Origin of the sequence: Luteimicrobium xylanilyticum, assembly GCF_009429125.1 — a bacterium.
GTDB classification, from domain to species: Bacteria; Actinomycetota; Actinomycetes; order Actinomycetales; family Cellulomonadaceae; genus Luteimicrobium; species Luteimicrobium xylanilyticum.
This window is the reverse complement of sequence record NZ_CP045529.1, coordinates 401,378-416,526: the sequence shown is the minus strand read 5'-3', so window position 1 is coordinate 416,526 and position 15,149 is coordinate 401,378. Positions and strand designations below refer to the sequence as shown.

Genomic DNA, 15,149 nt, shown 5'->3' with positions numbered 1-15,149 from the left:
CGCGTAGCGGGCCGGCCCCACCTACGGTCGAGGGACGCGACGAAGGAGGCCCATCATGTGGAAGATGCTGAAGCTGCGGCTGCGGACGCTCGTGCTCGTCGCGGTGCTCGTGCCGCTCGTCGGCTGGGTGGCGCGGCGGCTCGCCGAGCGGACGGAGCAGCGACACGAGGGACCGACGACCACCTCCCGCGTGCTGCGCGGGGTAGACGCCACGGCGCGCAAGGCCCGCTCGTTCGTCTGACGATCGCAGACCAGGTCGACGCGCCGTCCGCCGGTCGTGTGGCGGCGACGACGGCGCAGTGGGACGAGCTCACCGATCGCATCCCTTCAGCGTGGCGACGAGCAGCACACGGCGCTGCACCCTCAACGGAGCATCGCCTCGAGGGCGTCGGCACCCAGCCGTGCGACGGCCGGGACGTCGAGCCGGTACGTCACGTACCGACCACGGCGCTCGACCCTCACGAGCCCCGCGTCACGCAGCACCGCGAGGTGCCGCGAGACCTCCGGTGTCGACATCTCCCAGATGTCGGCGAGCTCCGTCGTCGTGTGCGGGCCCGCCAGGAGGCTGCGGCCCAGTCGGAGACGCATCGGATGGTCGAGGGCTCGCAGGCGCTGCTGGACGGCCTCGGCCGAGGTCTGGACGCCGTCCCGGCCGGCGACCCGGTACCGCACGACCGGCTGCCAGCCGGGTGCCTGGACGACGCCCCTGACCCGGCGTCCGACCGGTGGGCCTTCCTCGTGACCCCGGACGGGCGCCGCGAGGCCGATGAGTTCCCCATCGACGCGCGGTCGGTATCAGCATGACGAACGAACCCCGGGTCGCCGACCGCCCCTCCACCGCGTACGTCGCGGTGACCCGCTCCGTCCCCATGTCGGGGCTCGCCGGCGTCGCAGACGAGATCCCCCGCGTGATCCAGCAGGCCGATCGCCTGGGCCTCGCGCCAGCCGGACCGCCGTTCTTCCGGTACGTCGTGATCGACATGGCACGCGAGCTCGTCGTCGAGGCAGGCGTCCCCCTCGCCGAGATCGTCCCCACCGGGACCGACCTCGGCGACCTCGAGGCGGGCGTCCTGCCGGCGGGCAGGTACGCGACCGTCGTGCACACCGGGCACCCAGACACGCTCGAGGGCGCGACCGGGCGCCTGCTGCGGTGGGCCGCGGACGCCGGGCTGAGCTTCGACGTCCGCCCGAGCGACCGCGGCGACGTGTGGGGGTGCCGGCTCGAGAGCTACCTCACCGACCCACGCGTCGAGCCCGACCTGAGCCGCTGGGAGACCGAGCTCGCGTTCCGGCTCGCCGACGACCCCTCCTGAGGCGCACGCTGGTCGCATGACCGATGCGCAGCCCTCCGTCGAGATCCGGACCATCGCCTACACCGTGTCCGCGGACTACCTGGCGAGCGTCGGGGGCGACTTCGACGCCCGTGGCGTCGACGACGCCGTCCTCGACCGCCTCAACGCCGACCTGCCCGAAGGGGTCGAGGTCCGCCGGGACGGCCGCGTCTTCGCGGCACCCGACCTGGTCGACACCGCTCGCGCGATCGACTTCGACCAGCTCCTCGCCGACATGGACCTCGACCAGATCCTCGCCGAGCACGGTCGCTGACCACCGGCGCGGGCCGGGTTCGGCCTCAGTGGAGCCGTCTCGCCGTGCGGCCGCGGCTCGCGACGCCGAGATGGATCCTCGTCTCGACGTCGTCGCGGCCCAGGACCCTTCCCAGCTCGTCGAGGCCGGAGGCGACCGCGTCGGTGACGCTGTCGAGGTCTGCGTCGGAGTCGACCACCACCGCTCCCGTCAGGACGAGGCGCCCACGCTCGCGGACCAGCGCGAGCGAGGTGGACCGCACCTGCGGGTCGCGTTCGACGAGCCCGCTCACGACCTCGACCACCGGGCCGGACGCGACCCAGAGGCGCGCGCCGGGGACCTCGCCACGCAGGGGCAGCGTGCCCGCGCGCGGCTCCGGGCGGTGCGCTGCCAGCCACCACACGGCGACGACGGCCAGCACGACCGCGACGACGGCCAGGGCCCACGGCCACCAGGACCGGGCGCTCTGCGTGGCAACCCAGGACGTGTCCAACGTGTCGGCGAGCGCGGGCCTGCGACGCTGGAGCCAGCCCGTGCCGAGCGCCACGAGAGCGGCGCCGCCCACGACGAGCAGGAGCCCCACCACGGCGGCCACGACCCGGTCCACGACGACGGTGCCGCGAGGAGCGCGCTTCATCGTCCGACCTCCGGCTCGTCGGGGGACGCGCCGTCGCGCGCACCCGAGGAGGTCACGGCCGGCGCCAGGGTGAAACCGCGCCCGTAGCGGCGCGCGACCTTGCGCCGGTCGGCGCGGACCTCGATCCGCGGGGGGACCTCGAGCGTCGCGAGCCGTTCCGCCACAGCCCCTCGCACCTCGGCGTGGGCACCGGACGGGTCGAGGGTCACGACGTGCACGACGACGCGGCGCGGCGACGCGACCGAGGACACGTCGAGGACCTCCCCGACGGGTGAGGCCGCCGCCGAGGCGAGCCGCGCGACGTCCCGCGGCTCGACGTACAGGCCGGGGGCGCGCCGCAGCGCCGTCTCCGGACGTCGGCGGCGGAGCGCTACGACGAGCACGACGACACCCACGATGAGCGCGACCACGCCGGCGATCGTCGGGACGTGGCCGCGCCCGTCCCGCCCGTCCGCCCAGCGGGCCGCCTCGACGACCCAGCCGTCGCCGGCGAGGACGCCCCAGGACGCGAGCGCGCTCTGCACCGCGACCACGGCCGCACCGAGCACGACGAGCGCGAGCACCGCGCCCACCCAGCGGACCGCGCCGCTGCGCGGGCGGAACTGCGCCGGCCGCGAGACGGGGCCCGTCAGGGCCGGGCTGCTCCCGCCGGTCATCGCACCCTCCTCGTCCGTGCCGGGGCGACGTAGCCCTCGACGACGACGTCGACCTCGCGCACGTCCACCCCCGTCATCCGGGCGAGGTCCGTACGGACCGTGCCCGCCACCCGGGCCGCGACCGACGTCGCGGGCTCCGGCCACACCGCGGTCACCCGGACGGCGACGCGCGCGGCGTCGCCGAGCCGGCTCACGGTGGCGCCGGCGCGCTGCAGCGGCCCCTCGGGTGCAGGCCTCGCGGCGATCGCCGCTGCCCGCTCGGCGACCCGTTCGACGACCCGGTCGGCGACCGTCGTCGCGCCTCCCCACGGCTGCTCCGCCGCGACGGCGGTCCGCTCAGCCACGGCGTCGCCCGTTCAGGACGCTCCCCACGTCGACCCGGCCGTCGAGCACCAGGCCGACCGCGAGCCCGACCGCCCCGAGGACGACCGCGAGCAGGAAGCCCAGGAAGCCCCCCGTCGTCGCGGCTACCGCGAGGAAGAGTCCTACGAACAGCCCTGCCATCGTCATGTTCATGTCGCTTCTCCTTCTGCGGGCCGCGGCCCGTCGTGCTGCGTGCTGACTGCCACGTCGAGGTCGTCGACGTGGACGACGACGGTCCGGTCCCCCACCACGGGGACGACCGCCCGGTGGACCTCCCCGGCGGTCACGCTCACCGGCGGGCCGCCCCGGACGACGACGTGCACGTCCACCCGGCCGTCCCCGACCCGGATGCCGGGGACGCTGCGGCTCCCCGGCAGGTAGGTCGCGATCTCGCCGAACGGACCGGTCGCGAGCCTCGTGACGCCGGGCACCGCGAGGGCCGCGGTCCGCGCGGCCTCCGCGACGGTGCCCGGGTCGCCGGAAGGCAGGGCGTCGTCGGTCACTTCACCCGCGGTTCGTCGTCCGGCTCGTCGTCGTCCTCGTCGGGCAGGTGGACGTCGCTCACGGCGATGTTGACCTCGGTGACCTTGAGCCCGGTCATGCGTTCGATCGAGCTGGCGACGTTGCGGCGCACCGCCTCGGCGACGTCGGCGATCGCGACGCCGTACTCGGCCACGATCTCGAGGTCGACGGCGGCCTCCTTCTGCCCGACCTCGACCCCGACGCCCTGGGAGTAGTTCGTCGACCCGCCGGGGATCCGCTCACGGATCGAGCCGAAGGCGCGAGCCGCGCCGCCGCCGAGCGAGTACACGCCCGTGACGTCCCGGGCGGCGATCCCGGCGATCTTGCTGACCACGCCGTCCGCGATGGTCGTCGAGCCGCGGTCGCCCGTGAGCGCGCTGTCGCTGCCGCGACCGGCCCCGGAGGCGGTCTCCTCGCGTGCGGTGGACTTCTGGTCGGTGTCGTTCTGTGCCATGGTGCTGCCCTTCCTCTCGGCATCCGTCCGGGGCGGGTGAAGTGCTCGGTACCCGCACCGTCCGCCGTGCCGACGTCGGTCGTTCGTGCTGACACTCGGTAGGTGCCCGCACGTGCGTCGACGTCACGCTCCTCGTGATGTGAGGTGAGTCACATCACAGGGGAAGCGGGCGTGCCCGACGACGAGCTGGCGCGCCGTGCACGTCTGGGGGACAAGCAGGCCTTCGTGACGATCGTCGAACGACACGGCCCCGTCGTCTTCCGCTACGCGCGCCGGATGGTCGGCGCGGACGACGCGCCGGACCTCACCCAGGAGACCTTCGCCACCGCGTGGGTCGCGATCCCCGGGTTCCGCGGCGACTCCGCCGTGCGCACGTGGCTGCTCGGCATCGCCTCCAACCACGTGCGCCACCACCGCCGCAGCCTCGCCCGCCACCCCGTGGCAGCGTGGGACGGCGACGAGGACGAGCGCACGACCCCGGTGTCCCGAACGCCCGAGGCCTCGCCCGAATGCCAGGCGGTCGACGACGCCTTCCGGACGGCCCTCGAGTCCGCGCTCGCCGACCTCCCGCCGCTCCAGCGCGCATGCTGGGTGCTGCGGGACGTCGAGGGCCTCGGCTACGCCGAGATCGCGGACGTGGAGCACACGTCCGTCGCCGCGGTCCGAGGCGCGCTGCACCGAGCCCGCACCTCGCTCGCACGACGATTGGAGCCGTGGCGATGACCGACGACCTCCTCGCCCGCGCCGCGTCGACGCTCCGGGAGCTCACCGACGACGGCTGGGTGCGCGCGCGCCCGGCCGTCCTCGAACGGACCTTGCGCGTCCTGCGCGGGTCGGACTCCGTCGTCGGACGGCATGCCGACGGGGAGTTCCGCGCCGCGACGGCCGTGCTCGTCGCCGAGATCCGCCGCGCCGTCGACGGGCTCACGACCGTCCGCACCCAGCGCGTCTCGTGCAGCCTGGCCGACGGCGGCACGTTGGAGGCCCTGGCCGTCGAGGTGTCCGTGGCCTACGGGAGCTCGATCGCCGCTGTCGCCGACGACGTCCGGACCGCCGCTCGCCGCGCCGCGAGCGAGACGCTCGGCGTCACGCTCCAGCCCGACCAGGTCGTCGTCGACCTGGTCGTCGACGACGTCCACCGCGGACCCGACACCGGCGCCTGACGGACCCTCCGCCCCCCGGACGGGCGCCCGACCGGCGTCGGGATGCGGAGCAGCCGCCGTCCTGGGACGCTGGTCCACCACGGTCGCCGGGAGGTCCGGCACCGGCACGCAGAGAGCGGAGGACGGTCACCATGTGGTTCCTGTCGTGGATCATCATCGGCCTGATCATGGGTGCGATCGCGCGCGCGGTCCTGCCAGGCCGTGCGAGCGGCGGCTGGTTCATCTCGCTGGTCGTCGGGGTTCTCGGCGCGATCGTCGGAGGGTTCATCGGGCGAGCGTTCGGCGCGAACCCGAACCAGCACTTCTGGTCGCTGTCGACATGGTTCTGGGCGTTCATCGGGTCGCTCGTCGTGCTCTTCCTGTGGGGGCTGGTCGCCGGCCGACGCCGCACCTGACGCCGCGCGCCCCACGACGCCCGAGCCCGCCTCAGACCACGGCGGGCTCGGGCGTCGCCGTCTCCGGCCTGTCCGGGCGCGGCACCTCCGGCGCGAACGCCCTCCCCGGGGGGCCCGCAGGCACGACCAGAGGAGTGCCCGAGACGGGGTCCGCGAACACGTGAGCGGGCAGCCCGAAGACGTCGTGGACGAGCTCTGCCGTCACGACCTCGGCCGGCGCCCCCTGCGCGACCACGCGCCCGTCGGCCATCGCGACGATGTGGTCCGCGTACCGGCACGCGTGGTTGAGGTCGTGGAGCACGGCGACGAGCGTGCGTCCGCGGTCGACGTTGAGGTGCCGGAAGAGCTCGAGGAGCTCGATCTGGTGGGCGACGTCGAGGAACGTCGTGGGCTCGTCCAGCAGCAGCAGGTCGGTCTCCTGGGCGAGCGCCATCGCGACCCAGACCCGTTGGCGCTGACCGCCCGACAGCTCGTCGACCGGCCTGTCCGCGAGCGCCGTGACCCCGGTCGCGGCCAGCGCCTCCCGCACGACGTCCTCGTCGTGCGTCGTCCACTGCTGCAGCAGCCGCTGGTGCGGGTGGCGGCCGCGGGCGACGAGCGCCTCGACGGTGATCCCGTCGGGCGCGACCGAGCTCTGGGGCAGGAGCCCGAGCCGGCGCGCGACCTCCTTCGCACGGTAGGTGTGGATGTCCCGCCCGTCGAGCACCACGCTCCCGGCGGAGGGACGCAGGAGGCGCGCGAGGGCGCGGAGCAGCGTCGACTTCCCGCACGCATTCGGTCCGACCACGACGGTGAAGGCCCCGTCGGGGACGTCGAGGTCGAGATGTTCGCTGATGAGGCGCCGGTCGTAGCCCAGCGACGCGTCGCGCACCTGGAGCCTGGTCATGAACGGAGTCCCTCCTTGACGAGGAGCCAGACGAAGTAGCTGCCGCCGAGGACGACGGTCACCACCCCGACGGGCAGCGGTGTGGTGGGCACGAGGTGCTGCGCGGTCCAGTCGGCGGACTGCAGCAGCACGGCGCCCGTGAGGGCGGACCCGACGAGCGTCGTCCCCGGGGACGCGACGAGGCGCCGCGCGACCTGCGGTGCGACGAGCGCCACGAAGGCGATCGGCCCTGCGATCGCCGTGACCGTGGCGGTGAGTCCGACGCCGACGGCGACCAGGAGCAGCCGGGTGGGCTCGGCGGGCACGCCGAGCTGGCGGGCGGCGTCGTCGCCCATCTCGAGGAGGCGCATGCGCCGTCCGAGCGCGAGCACGGCGGGGACGAGCACCGCGAGCACCGCCGATGCGGCCCCGAGCTGTCCGTAGCCCACCTCGTTGAGCGAGCCGGCACCGAACGCGGCGGCGCCCATGGCGTCCTGGAGCCGGCTCGTGAGGATGAGCCAGGTGTTGAAGGCGCCGAGCATCGCGCTCACGCCGATGCCCACGATGACGAGCCGGAAGCCCTGGACGCCGCGGCGGTACGCGAGCAGGTAGACGGCGCACGCGGTCGCGAGCCCGCCGACGACCGCGGCGGCCGTCTGCTGGCCGATCCCGCCGTGCCACCACAGCATGACGACGAGCGCCCCCGTGTAGGCGCCCGTGTCGAACCCGATGATGTCGGGGCTGCCGAGCGGGTTGCGGGTGAGCGACTGGAACACCGCGCCGCCGAGCCCGAGGGCAGCGCCGAACAGGAGTGCGAGCGTGGCACGCGGCAGACGCCAGTCGAGGACGATCGTCCGCACGAGCCCGTCGGCGTGGCCGGTGAGCGCGCTGGTCACCTGGCCGAGCGTGAGCCGGTAGTCGCCGGTCGCGAGCGAGACGAGGAACAGCACGACCACGACGGACGCGAGGATCCCGCACACGAGGACGGCCCGCGGGCGGACGCGTGCCGAGAAGCCCGGGAGCCGCAGCGCGACCGTCCGCGTGGCCGACGGCGTGCCGGCGGCGCGCGCCGCAGGGGGTGCGCTCACAGCCCGCTCGCCTTCGTGCGCCGCGCGAGCGCGACGAGGATCGGTGCGCCGACGAACGCGGTCACGATGCCCGCGGGCACCTCGGCGGGGTGCAGGACGACGCGCCCGACCACGTCGGCGGCGATGAGGAGGCTCGGCGAGAGCGTGAGGCAGAACGCGAGGATCCAGCGCTGGTCCGGCCCGACGAGCCAGCGTGCGACGTGCGGCACCATGAGCCCGACGAAGCCGATCGGGCCGGCGGCGGCGGTCGCGGCCCCGACGAGGAGCGTGACCGCTGCGATGACGAGGATCCGGGCGCGGGCGACACGCCCGCCGAGCGCACTGGCGAGGTCGTCGCCGAGCGCGATGACGTTGAGCTCTCGGGACACGAGCACCGCGCAGAGGAGGCCGACCGCCACGAACGGCAGGATCTGACCGGTCACCGCGAGAGGCCGTCCCGAGACCGAGCCCGCGACCCAGCTGCGCATCGAGTCGAACGCGCGCGGGTCGAGGAACGTGATGGCGGTCGACACCCCGCCGAGGACGGCGCCGATCCCGACGCCGGTCAGCGTGAGCCGCGCGGGCGTACCGCCGCCGCGTCCCGCGGACCCGACGACGAGGACGGCGAGCGTCACGACGGCCGCGCCGGCCATCGCCCACCACACGTAGTCGGTGACCTGGGTCGCGCCGAAGAACGCGACCGCGACGACCACGAAGAGCGACGACCCCGTGCCGACGCCGAGGATCCCCGGGTCGGCTAGCGGGTTGCGCGTGAGGGCCTGGATGAGCGCACCTGCGACGCCGAGCGCCAGGCCGGCGACGAGGCCGAGGACCGTGCGGGGCAGGCGGAGGTCGCGCACGACGAGCGCCGGTCCGCCGGCGTGCGGGTCGAAGAGCGCGGTGAAGGCCGTGCCCACGCCGAGGTGCTTGGACCCGACGAGGACGCTCGCGAGGAGCACCACGAGCAGGAGGGCGAGGGACGCGAGCCACCAGGCGCCACGCGTCGACGTCGCCCGGGCCACGCCGCCGGCACGATCGCCCGTGGCGTCCGGCCGGGCCGCTGCTGCGGGCGGGCCGGACGCGGCCGGTGCGGACAGCACGGTCACGAGGTCTCCAGCTCCTCGAGCCCCCTCTGGAAGTCGTCCAGGAGCGCGTTCGCGATCTGGTAGCTGCTCGAGAAGAAGTAGTTCGTGGCCACGACGTGCCCCTCTTTCGCGGCCTTGGTGGCGGCGAAGACGGCGTTCGAGGTGACCGGCTTGATGTCCGCCTCGTCCTTGCCCGCGACGAAGATCAGGTCGGTGTCCTTCAGCAGGTCGTAGTGCTCGGGCGAGTACTGGACGAAGCCGTCCTTCTGACCCGCGGCCGCACCGAGGCGCGCGCCGCCGTCGACGAGCACACGACCGTGGGACGAGGCCTCGGAGTAGAGGTACCAGTTGTTCGCGTCCCCCGAGACGAGATCGACCGAGTGTGTCGCGAGGACGTCCGCGAAGTCCTTCTTGATGCGGTCGGCGTGCGCCTGGTAGTCGGCCTTGAGCTTGTCGAGCTCAGCCGTCTTCCCGACCGCTTCCGCGGTGCCCTGCGCCTCCGCCGGCCAGTTCCCGGCCGCCATCTTCCACTCGAGGTCGACGGTGGGCGCGATCGCCGAGAGCTTGTCGTAGGTCGCCTTGTCCTTCTTGTCGGCGAACTCGTCGAGGAGGATCAGGTCCGGGTGGAGCGCCGCGATCTTCTCGAGGTCGGGCTTGCCGTCGGCGTCCTCGACGACCGGAACGTCCTTGAACAGGCTCGTGTAGGCCGGGAGCTCCGGGATGTAGGTCGGCCGACCGACGGGCGTGACGCCGAGGTCGGCGAGCGCCGTCGCCTCGGGGAAGCCGAGGGCGACCACGCGGGTCGGGTGGGCGGGCACGGTCACCGGCCCCCAGAGCGTCTGGACCGTCGCACCCGTGGCGGACGGGCTCGACGCCGCGTCGGAGACGTTGCTCGAGCAGCCGGCGGCGAGGAGTGCGAGGGCTCCGACGACGGCGGCCGCGAGGGGGGCCCGCGTGCGGGACCGGTGCGACAGTCGGGACGGGCGCGGACGAAGCGGGGTCATACGTTCCTTCCGGAGGGCGGCGCGGCGCGCCGCGAGGCTCGAGTGGCGACCCGGTGCTGCCTGCGCCCGCGTCGATTAGACGACGGAAGTTAGGTAAGGCTTAGCAAACTGGGCGGGTCGAGAGTAGCGGGCGACCCGGTGTCGCGTACACACCGCCTTCTCGCCGTCGGATGTCGCCCATCCGACATGCCCCCGTGCCGCGACCCTCAGCCGTGCGCGGGTCCGGAGCCGCTCGGGCTAGCTCTGCGGCGCGAAGTACGCACCCGGCGTGCGCCCGGTCACGCGTCGGAACGCCGCTACGAAGGCACTCGATGTCGTGTATCCGACACGCGTGGCGACACGGCTCACAGGCTCGCCCGAGGCAAGCATCGCCACCGCACCCTGCAGTCGCGCGTGCGCACGCCACTGCGCGAAGGTCATACCCGTCTCGGCCACGAAGATGCGGAGCAGGGTGCGGGCGCTCGCGCCGACCTCACGACCCAGGACGTCGAGCGAGGCGTGCCCTGCCGGGTCGCCCAGCACGAGCTGTGCGACGGCGCGGGCGCGGTCGTCTCGCGGCATGGGGAGGTCGATCGTGGCGCCGTCCACGGGCTCGAGGACGTCGAGCAGGACGCGCTCGGCACGACCCCGCTCGGCTGCGCCCAGGGCCCCGCCGAGATAGGCGAGGAGCTCGCGCGCGAGCGGAGCCATCGCGACCACGGTGGGCTCCGCCCATCGGTCGGCCGCGGCGGGCTCCACGTAGACGCCCTCCATCACGGCCTCGTGCACGGCGATCGTCGCGTGCCACGTCCCGGCGGGTATCCAGAGCGCGAGCGACGGCGGCAGCACCCAGTAGCGGTCGTCGACCTCGACCATGAGGACGCCCCGGCTGACCCACGCGAGCTGGTGCTCGTCATGGACGTGTCGTCTGAACTGCTGACCGCGCTCCATCTCGAAACGCGTGATCCCGATCGCACCGACCGACACCGGGCACCGCCTCTCCGACCGATTCTCGACACAACGTGTCCGGCTAGCTGGTACCCGCCAGCCCGCTCGTGACCCTAGCGTGGTGACGATGAGACGCGCCCCCGCTCGCCGTCCCGCTGTCCCCGGTCGCGAGCTGCTCCGCACCTCGCTCAGGGCCCACCGCCGCCAGGTCGCCTGCGCGAGCGTGCTCCTGACCCAGCACCAGCTCGGCGAGGCGCTCGTCCCCGTGATCGTCGGCGCTGCCGTCGCCGACGCCGTGGCCGACGGCAGCGCCGCCCACCTCGGTCTCTGGCTCCTCGCGCTCCTCGCGGACTTCGCGTTCCTGTCGCTCTCCTACCGCTTCGGTGCACGCGCCAGAGCGCGCGCCCGGGCGCAGCTCGCGCACACCGTCCGCATGAACGTCGTGACACGGGTCCTCGACCCCGGGGGCGGGGCCGACGCGGCCCCCGGGGACCTCCTCGTCCGGGCCGACGCCGACGCCGAGCGGGTCGGGGACCTGGCCGGGACGATCGCCTCCACCGTCGCAGCGGCCGTCGTCGTCCTGGCGGCGGGGACCGCCCTCGCCCGGACGGCCCCCGCGCTCGCCCTGGTCGTCCTCGGGGGAACGGTCGTGCTCGTCCTGACGGTCCGGCGCGCGTCACGGCGCCTCGAGCGCGCCTCGCACGACGAGCAGGAGGCGGCAGCCGACGCCGCCACGTCCGCCGAGGACGTCGTCCGCGGACTCCGCGTGGTGCACGGCCTCCATGCCGGGCCCGCGGTCGCGGCACGGTTCGCGCGTCTGAGCGACGACGCCGCCACGTCCGCCGTACGTGCGACGACGATCGAGGGGACGATCGGCGGGATCGCGTCCCTGCTCACGGGGCTCTACCTCGCCGCGACGGCCGCGGTCGGCGGCTATCTCGCGCTCCGCGGTTCGCTCGGCCTCGGCGCGCTCGTCGCGTCCGTCGGGCTGGCGCAGGTGCTGCTCGACCCGCTCGACACCCTCGCCACCGCGTCGAGCGCCTGGACCCGTGCGCGTGCCTCCGCTGCCCGGATCGAGGCAGTCCTCGCCCGGCCCCGTGCCGTCCCGCAGACACCCGTCGGCGCCCGCCTCGCCGGCGACGGCGGGCCGCCGACGCTCACCCGCACGGCCGACGACCGGGCCGCCGGCTCGACGCCCACCCTCGGGACGGTCGGCTGGCACGCCGAGGGCGGCAGCCTGACCGCGCTCACGACGCTCGACGCGCAGCTCGCGCGCGACGTGGTCCGACTCCTCGCCCGCGAGCTCGACCCGCCGTCGGGCGCGCTGACGCTCGACGGGACGCCCGTCACCGACCTCGCGCTCGACGACCTCCGCCGCGCCGTCGTCGTCTCGCCCCACGACGCGCCGCTCCTCGCTCCCACCCTGGGTGCCAACCTGCGCGCGCTCGCACCGGGCCGCCGTGACGTCTCGCGGTACGTCCGGGCGGCCGCGCTCGACGACGTGCTGCACGCCCTCGACGGTGACCTCGACGCCCCCCTCGGGGAGAACGGCCGCAGCCTGTCCGGTGGCCAGCGCCAGCGCGTCGCGCTCGCCCGTGCACTCGCCGCGGAACCCCCGGTGCTGGTGCTCCACGACCCGACCTCGGCGCTCGACCCGGTCACGGCGGCACAGGTCGCCGACGGCCTGCGCGCGGCCCGCGACGGTCTGACGACGATCGTCGTCACGACGAGCCCGGCCGTGCTCGCGGTCTGCAACCACGTCGTCGACCTCGACACAGGATCCGTCCGGACGCCGGCCGACGGGACGCACGCCACCGTGCCCGCGCAGGTCGGAGCGGCCGGATGAACGCCCGGGCCGACCACGAGGCTCCGGCGCTGCTGCCCGTGGCCACGCCGGCCGCGGTCCGCGCGTACGCCCGGGTCGCGGTCCGTGGCGCCCGGGCCACGGCCACGCTGACCGCCGCGACGATCGTCGCCGCGAGCCTCGTGCCGCTCGTGCCGCCGATCGCCGTAGGCCGCCTCACGCAGGCCGTCGTCGACGGGCGCGGCACGGACGCGCTGGTGGCCCCGGTCGCGCTGGTCGTGGTCGCGGCCGTCGCCTCGGGCCTGCTCGTGCGCGCGTCGCAGGCGCTGCTGGCCCGCCTCGTCGTGCCCCGAGCGGCACGGCTGCGCGCCGACGTGCTCGCCGCCGCGCTCCGTCTTCCCAGCACGACCGTCGAGCGCACGTCGCCGGGCGACCTCGTCTCCCGCGTCGCGGGCGACGCGGACGAGGTGGTGCAAGCCGCTCAGGGCTCGCTCCGCACCTTCCTCGGCTGCGGCTGCACGATCGTCCTCACGCTCGGCGGCCTCGCGACCCTGGACTGGCGGTTCGCCGCCGCGGGACTCCTCGCCGTGCCCGTGCAGGCGTGGACGTTGCGCTGGTACGTGCGCGCGGCACGTCCGCTCTACGCCGCGACACGCACCGCCGACGGCGCCCGGACGGCGGCCGAGCTCACGGCGTTCGGCGCGCTCCCGACCCTGCGCGCGCTCCGGCTCGGTGGAGCGGGCCGGACCGACGTCCGTCGGGCGTCGGAAGACGCGGTCGAGTCCCGGTTGCGCACCGTCCGGGCGTCGACCCGGTTCTACGGGAGGCTCAACGCCGCCGAGGCGATCGGGCTGTCCGCCGTCCTGATCACGGGCTTCGTCCTCGTCCGCGCCGGCGAGGCGACGACCGGACAGGCGACGACGGCCGCCCTGTTCTTCGTCGGGCTCTTCGGCCCCGTGAACGGGTTCCTCGCGACGTTCGACACGGTGCAGCAGGCGACGGCCGCGCTCGCGCGACTCGTGGGCGTCCTCGGGGCAGCGCCGGTCGGCCCAGGCTCAGCGCGCCGGCCCTCCGCGCCCGAGGACCCTGCCGTCGCTCTCGACGTCGTGGGGCTCACCGCCGGGTACGAGGGGCACCCGGACGTCCTGCACGGCGTCACGCTGCGGGTGCGTGCCGGCGAGCGGGTCGCGCTCGTGGGGCGGAGCGGATCGGGCAAGTCCACGCTCGCCGGCGTCGTCGGAGGGGTGCACGCCGCCCGGACCGGCAGCGTCCACCGGAGCGGCGAGGTGCTCGTCGTCACCCAGGACGTCCACCTGTTCGCCGGGACGGTCGCGGACAACCTGCGGCTGGTCGCCCCCGACGCCGCGGACACCGCGCTCCGGTCCGCACTCGCGCGCACAGGGGCGCTCGCCTGGGTCGACGCGCTCCCCGACGGCCTCGGGACTCGCGTGGGCGCCGGCGGCCACGCCCTCGACGCCGCCCGCACCCAGCACCTCGCCCTCACGCGCGCCCTGCTGGCCGACCCGGACGTCGTCGTGCTCGACGAGGCGACGTCCGAGGCCGGAGAGCTCGGGCGCGGGCTGGACGACGCGGTCGACGCGGTCGCCGCGGGCCGTGCCTGCCTCGTCGTCGCGCACCGGCTCGGGCAGGCCGCCGCCGCGGACCGGGTGGTCGTGCTCGACCACGGCCGCGTCGTCGAGCAGGGCACGCACGACGACCTCGTGACGACGGGCGGCAGCTATGCGGACCTGTGGGCAGCCACGACCACGGCCGGCCCGTCCCGTGGTTGACGCTCCTCAGACGAGGCCGGCGGGGTCAGGTCCGCGAACCCGGTCCCCCGGGGCGGGGGAGCCTCAGGCGGGGTGCGCGAGCCCGAGCCCGCTGCGCACGACCGTCCCGTCCGCGCGGAGGGCCAGCACACCGCAGCCGAGCTCGTCCTGCGCCCAGGCGACGCCGTCCTCGCCGAGCGCGACGACCGTCGTGACGGCGACGTCGGCGGTCACGAGGTCATCAGCGACGACGGTCGCGGAGACGAGCGCAGTCGCGGGCGCGCCCGTGCGGGCGTCGCGCACGTGCGCACCGCGCTCGTAGCTGCCTGACGTCGCGACCGCGCCGTCGTGCACGGGCAGCACGACGAGCGTCTCCGCGGTCGACCACGGCGAGCGCACCCCGACCTGCCACGGCACGCCCGGAGCCCGGCCACCCTGCACGACGACGTCGCCGCCGGCGTTGAGGCAGAACCGCTCGACCCCCGCCGCGGCCAGGGCGTCCGCCGCGCGCTGCGCCGCCCAACCCTTGACGACGCCGTCGAGGTCGAGGTGACCGTCGGGCCGCTCGACCCCGAACGCACCGCCCGACGCCTGCGCGAACGTCTCGGCCACGGTGAGCACCTCGAGCAGCTCGGGGCTCGCGTCGTGCAGGCGCAGCTCGGCGCGGTCGAGACGGGACAGCTCCGAGTCGGGAAGGTGACGGCTGAACCGGCGTTCGGCGACACGGATCACCGCGAACGCCCGCGCGACCGCCTCGCGCACCTGCTCGCCGCCCGGGGCGGCGGCGGCAGTGCCGGCGTCGGGCACGTCGACCGAGAACGGCAGGGCCATCGCCGTCAGGAGGAAGCGCACGT

Annotated in this window: 21 protein-coding genes; 8 read left to right on the top strand and 13 right to left on the bottom strand. The window is 75.0% G+C overall.

Annotation, left to right across the window (positions count from 1 at the left end; all coding sequences use genetic code 11):
• The first annotated feature begins 55 nt into the window (after window positions 1-55).
• Window positions 56-241: a hypothetical protein gene (locus KDY119_RS01800; protein ID WP_036954524.1), complete on the top strand. Its 186-nt coding sequence runs from the start codon at window positions 56-58 to the stop codon at window positions 239-241.
• 122 nt (window positions 242-363) lie between these two features.
• Here the strand turns inward: KDY119_RS01800 and KDY119_RS01795 are convergent, their stop codons facing one another.
• Entirely contained in the window at window positions 364-672 is a 309-nt protein-coding gene (locus KDY119_RS01795; RefSeq protein ID WP_227994468.1) for an ArsR/SmtB family transcription factor, read from the bottom strand.
• 128 nt (window positions 673-800) lie between these two features.
• On the opposite strand from KDY119_RS01795, the gene KDY119_RS01790 reads away from it, so the two are divergent.
• The gene (locus KDY119_RS01790; protein ID WP_036954517.1) at window positions 801-1,313 is read left to right on the top strand and encodes a GyrI-like domain-containing protein; all 513 of its coding nucleotides are present in this window, start codon (window positions 801-803) and stop codon (window positions 1,311-1,313) included.
• A 16-nt stretch (window positions 1,314-1,329) separates the two neighbouring features.
• Window positions 1,330-1,605, top strand: coding sequence for a hypothetical protein (locus tag KDY119_RS01785; RefSeq protein WP_036954514.1), 276 nt, complete (start codon window positions 1,330-1,332; stop codon window positions 1,603-1,605).
• Window positions 1,606-1,630: 25 nt separating this feature from the next.
• Here KDY119_RS01785 and KDY119_RS01780 read toward each other — a convergent pair whose 3' ends face one another.
• Genes KDY119_RS01780 through KDY119_RS01755 form a run of 6 tightly spaced genes read right to left on the bottom strand, consistent with a single transcriptional unit; the run spans window position 1,631 to window position 4,216 of the window.
• Window positions 1,631-2,221 (bottom strand): hypothetical protein, encoded by a 591-nt coding sequence (locus tag KDY119_RS01780; RefSeq protein ID WP_153021848.1) that lies wholly within the window; start codon window positions 2,219-2,221, stop codon window positions 1,631-1,633.
• A complete protein-coding gene (locus KDY119_RS01775; protein ID WP_036954505.1) occupies window positions 2,218-2,877 on the bottom strand; it encodes a hypothetical protein in 660 nt (219 codons plus the stop codon). The genes KDY119_RS01780 and KDY119_RS01775 overlap by 4 nt, the downstream gene beginning before the upstream one ends.
• Entirely contained in the window at window positions 2,874-3,221 is a 348-nt protein-coding gene (locus KDY119_RS01770) for a hypothetical protein (protein ID WP_051136918.1), read from the bottom strand. Before KDY119_RS01770 ends, KDY119_RS01775 begins: the two co-directional genes overlap by 4 nt.
• Window positions 3,214-3,393, bottom strand: coding sequence for a hypothetical protein (locus KDY119_RS01765; protein WP_036954502.1), 180 nt, complete (start codon window positions 3,391-3,393; stop codon window positions 3,214-3,216). Before KDY119_RS01765 ends, KDY119_RS01770 begins: the two co-directional genes overlap by 8 nt.
• Window positions 3,390-3,743: a hypothetical protein gene (locus tag KDY119_RS18790; protein WP_051136917.1), complete on the bottom strand. Its 354-nt coding sequence runs from the start codon at window positions 3,741-3,743 to the stop codon at window positions 3,390-3,392. Before KDY119_RS18790 ends, KDY119_RS01765 begins: the two co-directional genes overlap by 4 nt.
• Window positions 3,740-4,216 carry an Asp23/Gls24 family envelope stress response protein gene (locus KDY119_RS01755; protein WP_036954499.1) on the bottom strand — a complete coding sequence of 159 codons (477 nt, stop codon included), beginning with the start codon at window positions 4,214-4,216 and terminating at the stop codon, window positions 3,740-3,742. The genes KDY119_RS18790 and KDY119_RS01755 overlap by 4 nt, the downstream gene beginning before the upstream one ends.
• 171 nt (window positions 4,217-4,387) lie before the next feature.
• On the opposite strand from KDY119_RS01755, the gene KDY119_RS01750 reads away from it, so the two are divergent.
• The 3 genes from KDY119_RS01750 to KDY119_RS01740 all read left to right on the top strand — a co-directional run bounded on the left by KDY119_RS01750 (window position 4,388) and on the right by KDY119_RS01740 (window position 5,774).
• Complete coding sequence (locus KDY119_RS01750; protein WP_051136916.1) at window positions 4,388-4,939, top strand: RNA polymerase sigma factor; 552 nt, start codon at window positions 4,388-4,390, stop codon at window positions 4,937-4,939.
• Window positions 4,936-5,379, top strand: coding sequence for a hypothetical protein (locus KDY119_RS01745; protein ID WP_148284312.1), 444 nt, complete (start codon window positions 4,936-4,938; stop codon window positions 5,377-5,379). Before KDY119_RS01750 ends, KDY119_RS01745 begins: the two co-directional genes overlap by 4 nt.
• 131 nt (window positions 5,380-5,510) lie before the next feature.
• Entirely contained in the window at window positions 5,511-5,774 is a 264-nt protein-coding gene (locus tag KDY119_RS01740; protein ID WP_036954492.1) for a GlsB/YeaQ/YmgE family stress response membrane protein, read from the top strand.
• 31 nt (window positions 5,775-5,805) lie between these two features.
• Here KDY119_RS01740 and KDY119_RS01735 read toward each other — a convergent pair whose 3' ends face one another.
• From KDY119_RS01735 to KDY119_RS01715, 5 genes are all read right to left on the bottom strand, one after another.
• Window positions 5,806-6,660, bottom strand: coding sequence for an ABC transporter ATP-binding protein (locus tag KDY119_RS01735; RefSeq protein ID WP_051136915.1), 855 nt, complete (start codon window positions 6,658-6,660; stop codon window positions 5,806-5,808).
• Window positions 6,657-7,727 carry a FecCD family ABC transporter permease gene (locus tag KDY119_RS01730; RefSeq protein WP_153021847.1) on the bottom strand — a complete coding sequence of 357 codons (1,071 nt, stop codon included), beginning with the start codon at window positions 7,725-7,727 and terminating at the stop codon, window positions 6,657-6,659. The genes KDY119_RS01735 and KDY119_RS01730 overlap by 4 nt, the downstream gene beginning before the upstream one ends.
• Window positions 7,724-8,812: a FecCD family ABC transporter permease gene (locus KDY119_RS01725; protein ID WP_083891203.1), complete on the bottom strand. Its 1,089-nt coding sequence runs from the start codon at window positions 8,810-8,812 to the stop codon at window positions 7,724-7,726. Before KDY119_RS01725 ends, KDY119_RS01730 begins: the two co-directional genes overlap by 4 nt.
• The gene (locus KDY119_RS01720; RefSeq protein WP_051136914.1) at window positions 8,809-9,795 is read right to left on the bottom strand and encodes an ABC transporter substrate-binding protein; all 987 of its coding nucleotides are present in this window, start codon (window positions 9,793-9,795) and stop codon (window positions 8,809-8,811) included. The genes KDY119_RS01725 and KDY119_RS01720 overlap by 4 nt, the downstream gene beginning before the upstream one ends.
• A gap of 237 nt (window positions 9,796-10,032) precedes the next feature.
• Window positions 10,033-10,761 carry an AraC family transcriptional regulator gene (locus KDY119_RS01715; RefSeq protein ID WP_036954486.1) on the bottom strand — a complete coding sequence of 243 codons (729 nt, stop codon included), beginning with the start codon at window positions 10,759-10,761 and terminating at the stop codon, window positions 10,033-10,035.
• An 88-nt stretch (window positions 10,762-10,849) separates the two neighbouring features.
• Here KDY119_RS01715 and KDY119_RS01710 point away from each other — a divergent pair, with 88 nt between their 5' ends.
• Window positions 10,850-12,568 carry an ABC transporter transmembrane domain-containing protein gene (locus KDY119_RS01710; RefSeq protein WP_153021846.1) on the top strand — a complete coding sequence of 573 codons (1,719 nt, stop codon included), beginning with the start codon at window positions 10,850-10,852 and terminating at the stop codon, window positions 12,566-12,568.
• Window positions 12,565-14,316, top strand: coding sequence for an ABC transporter ATP-binding protein (locus KDY119_RS01705; RefSeq protein ID WP_153021845.1), 1,752 nt, complete (start codon window positions 12,565-12,567; stop codon window positions 14,314-14,316). Before KDY119_RS01710 ends, KDY119_RS01705 begins: the two co-directional genes overlap by 4 nt.
• Window positions 14,317-14,379: 63 nt before the next feature.
• Here KDY119_RS01705 and KDY119_RS01700 read toward each other — a convergent pair whose 3' ends face one another.
• On the bottom strand, window positions 14,380-15,147 hold the full coding sequence (locus tag KDY119_RS01700) for an FAD:protein FMN transferase (protein ID WP_227994467.1): 768 nt from the start codon (window positions 15,145-15,147) through the stop codon (window positions 14,380-14,382).
• Window positions 15,148-15,149: the final 2 nt, after the last annotated feature.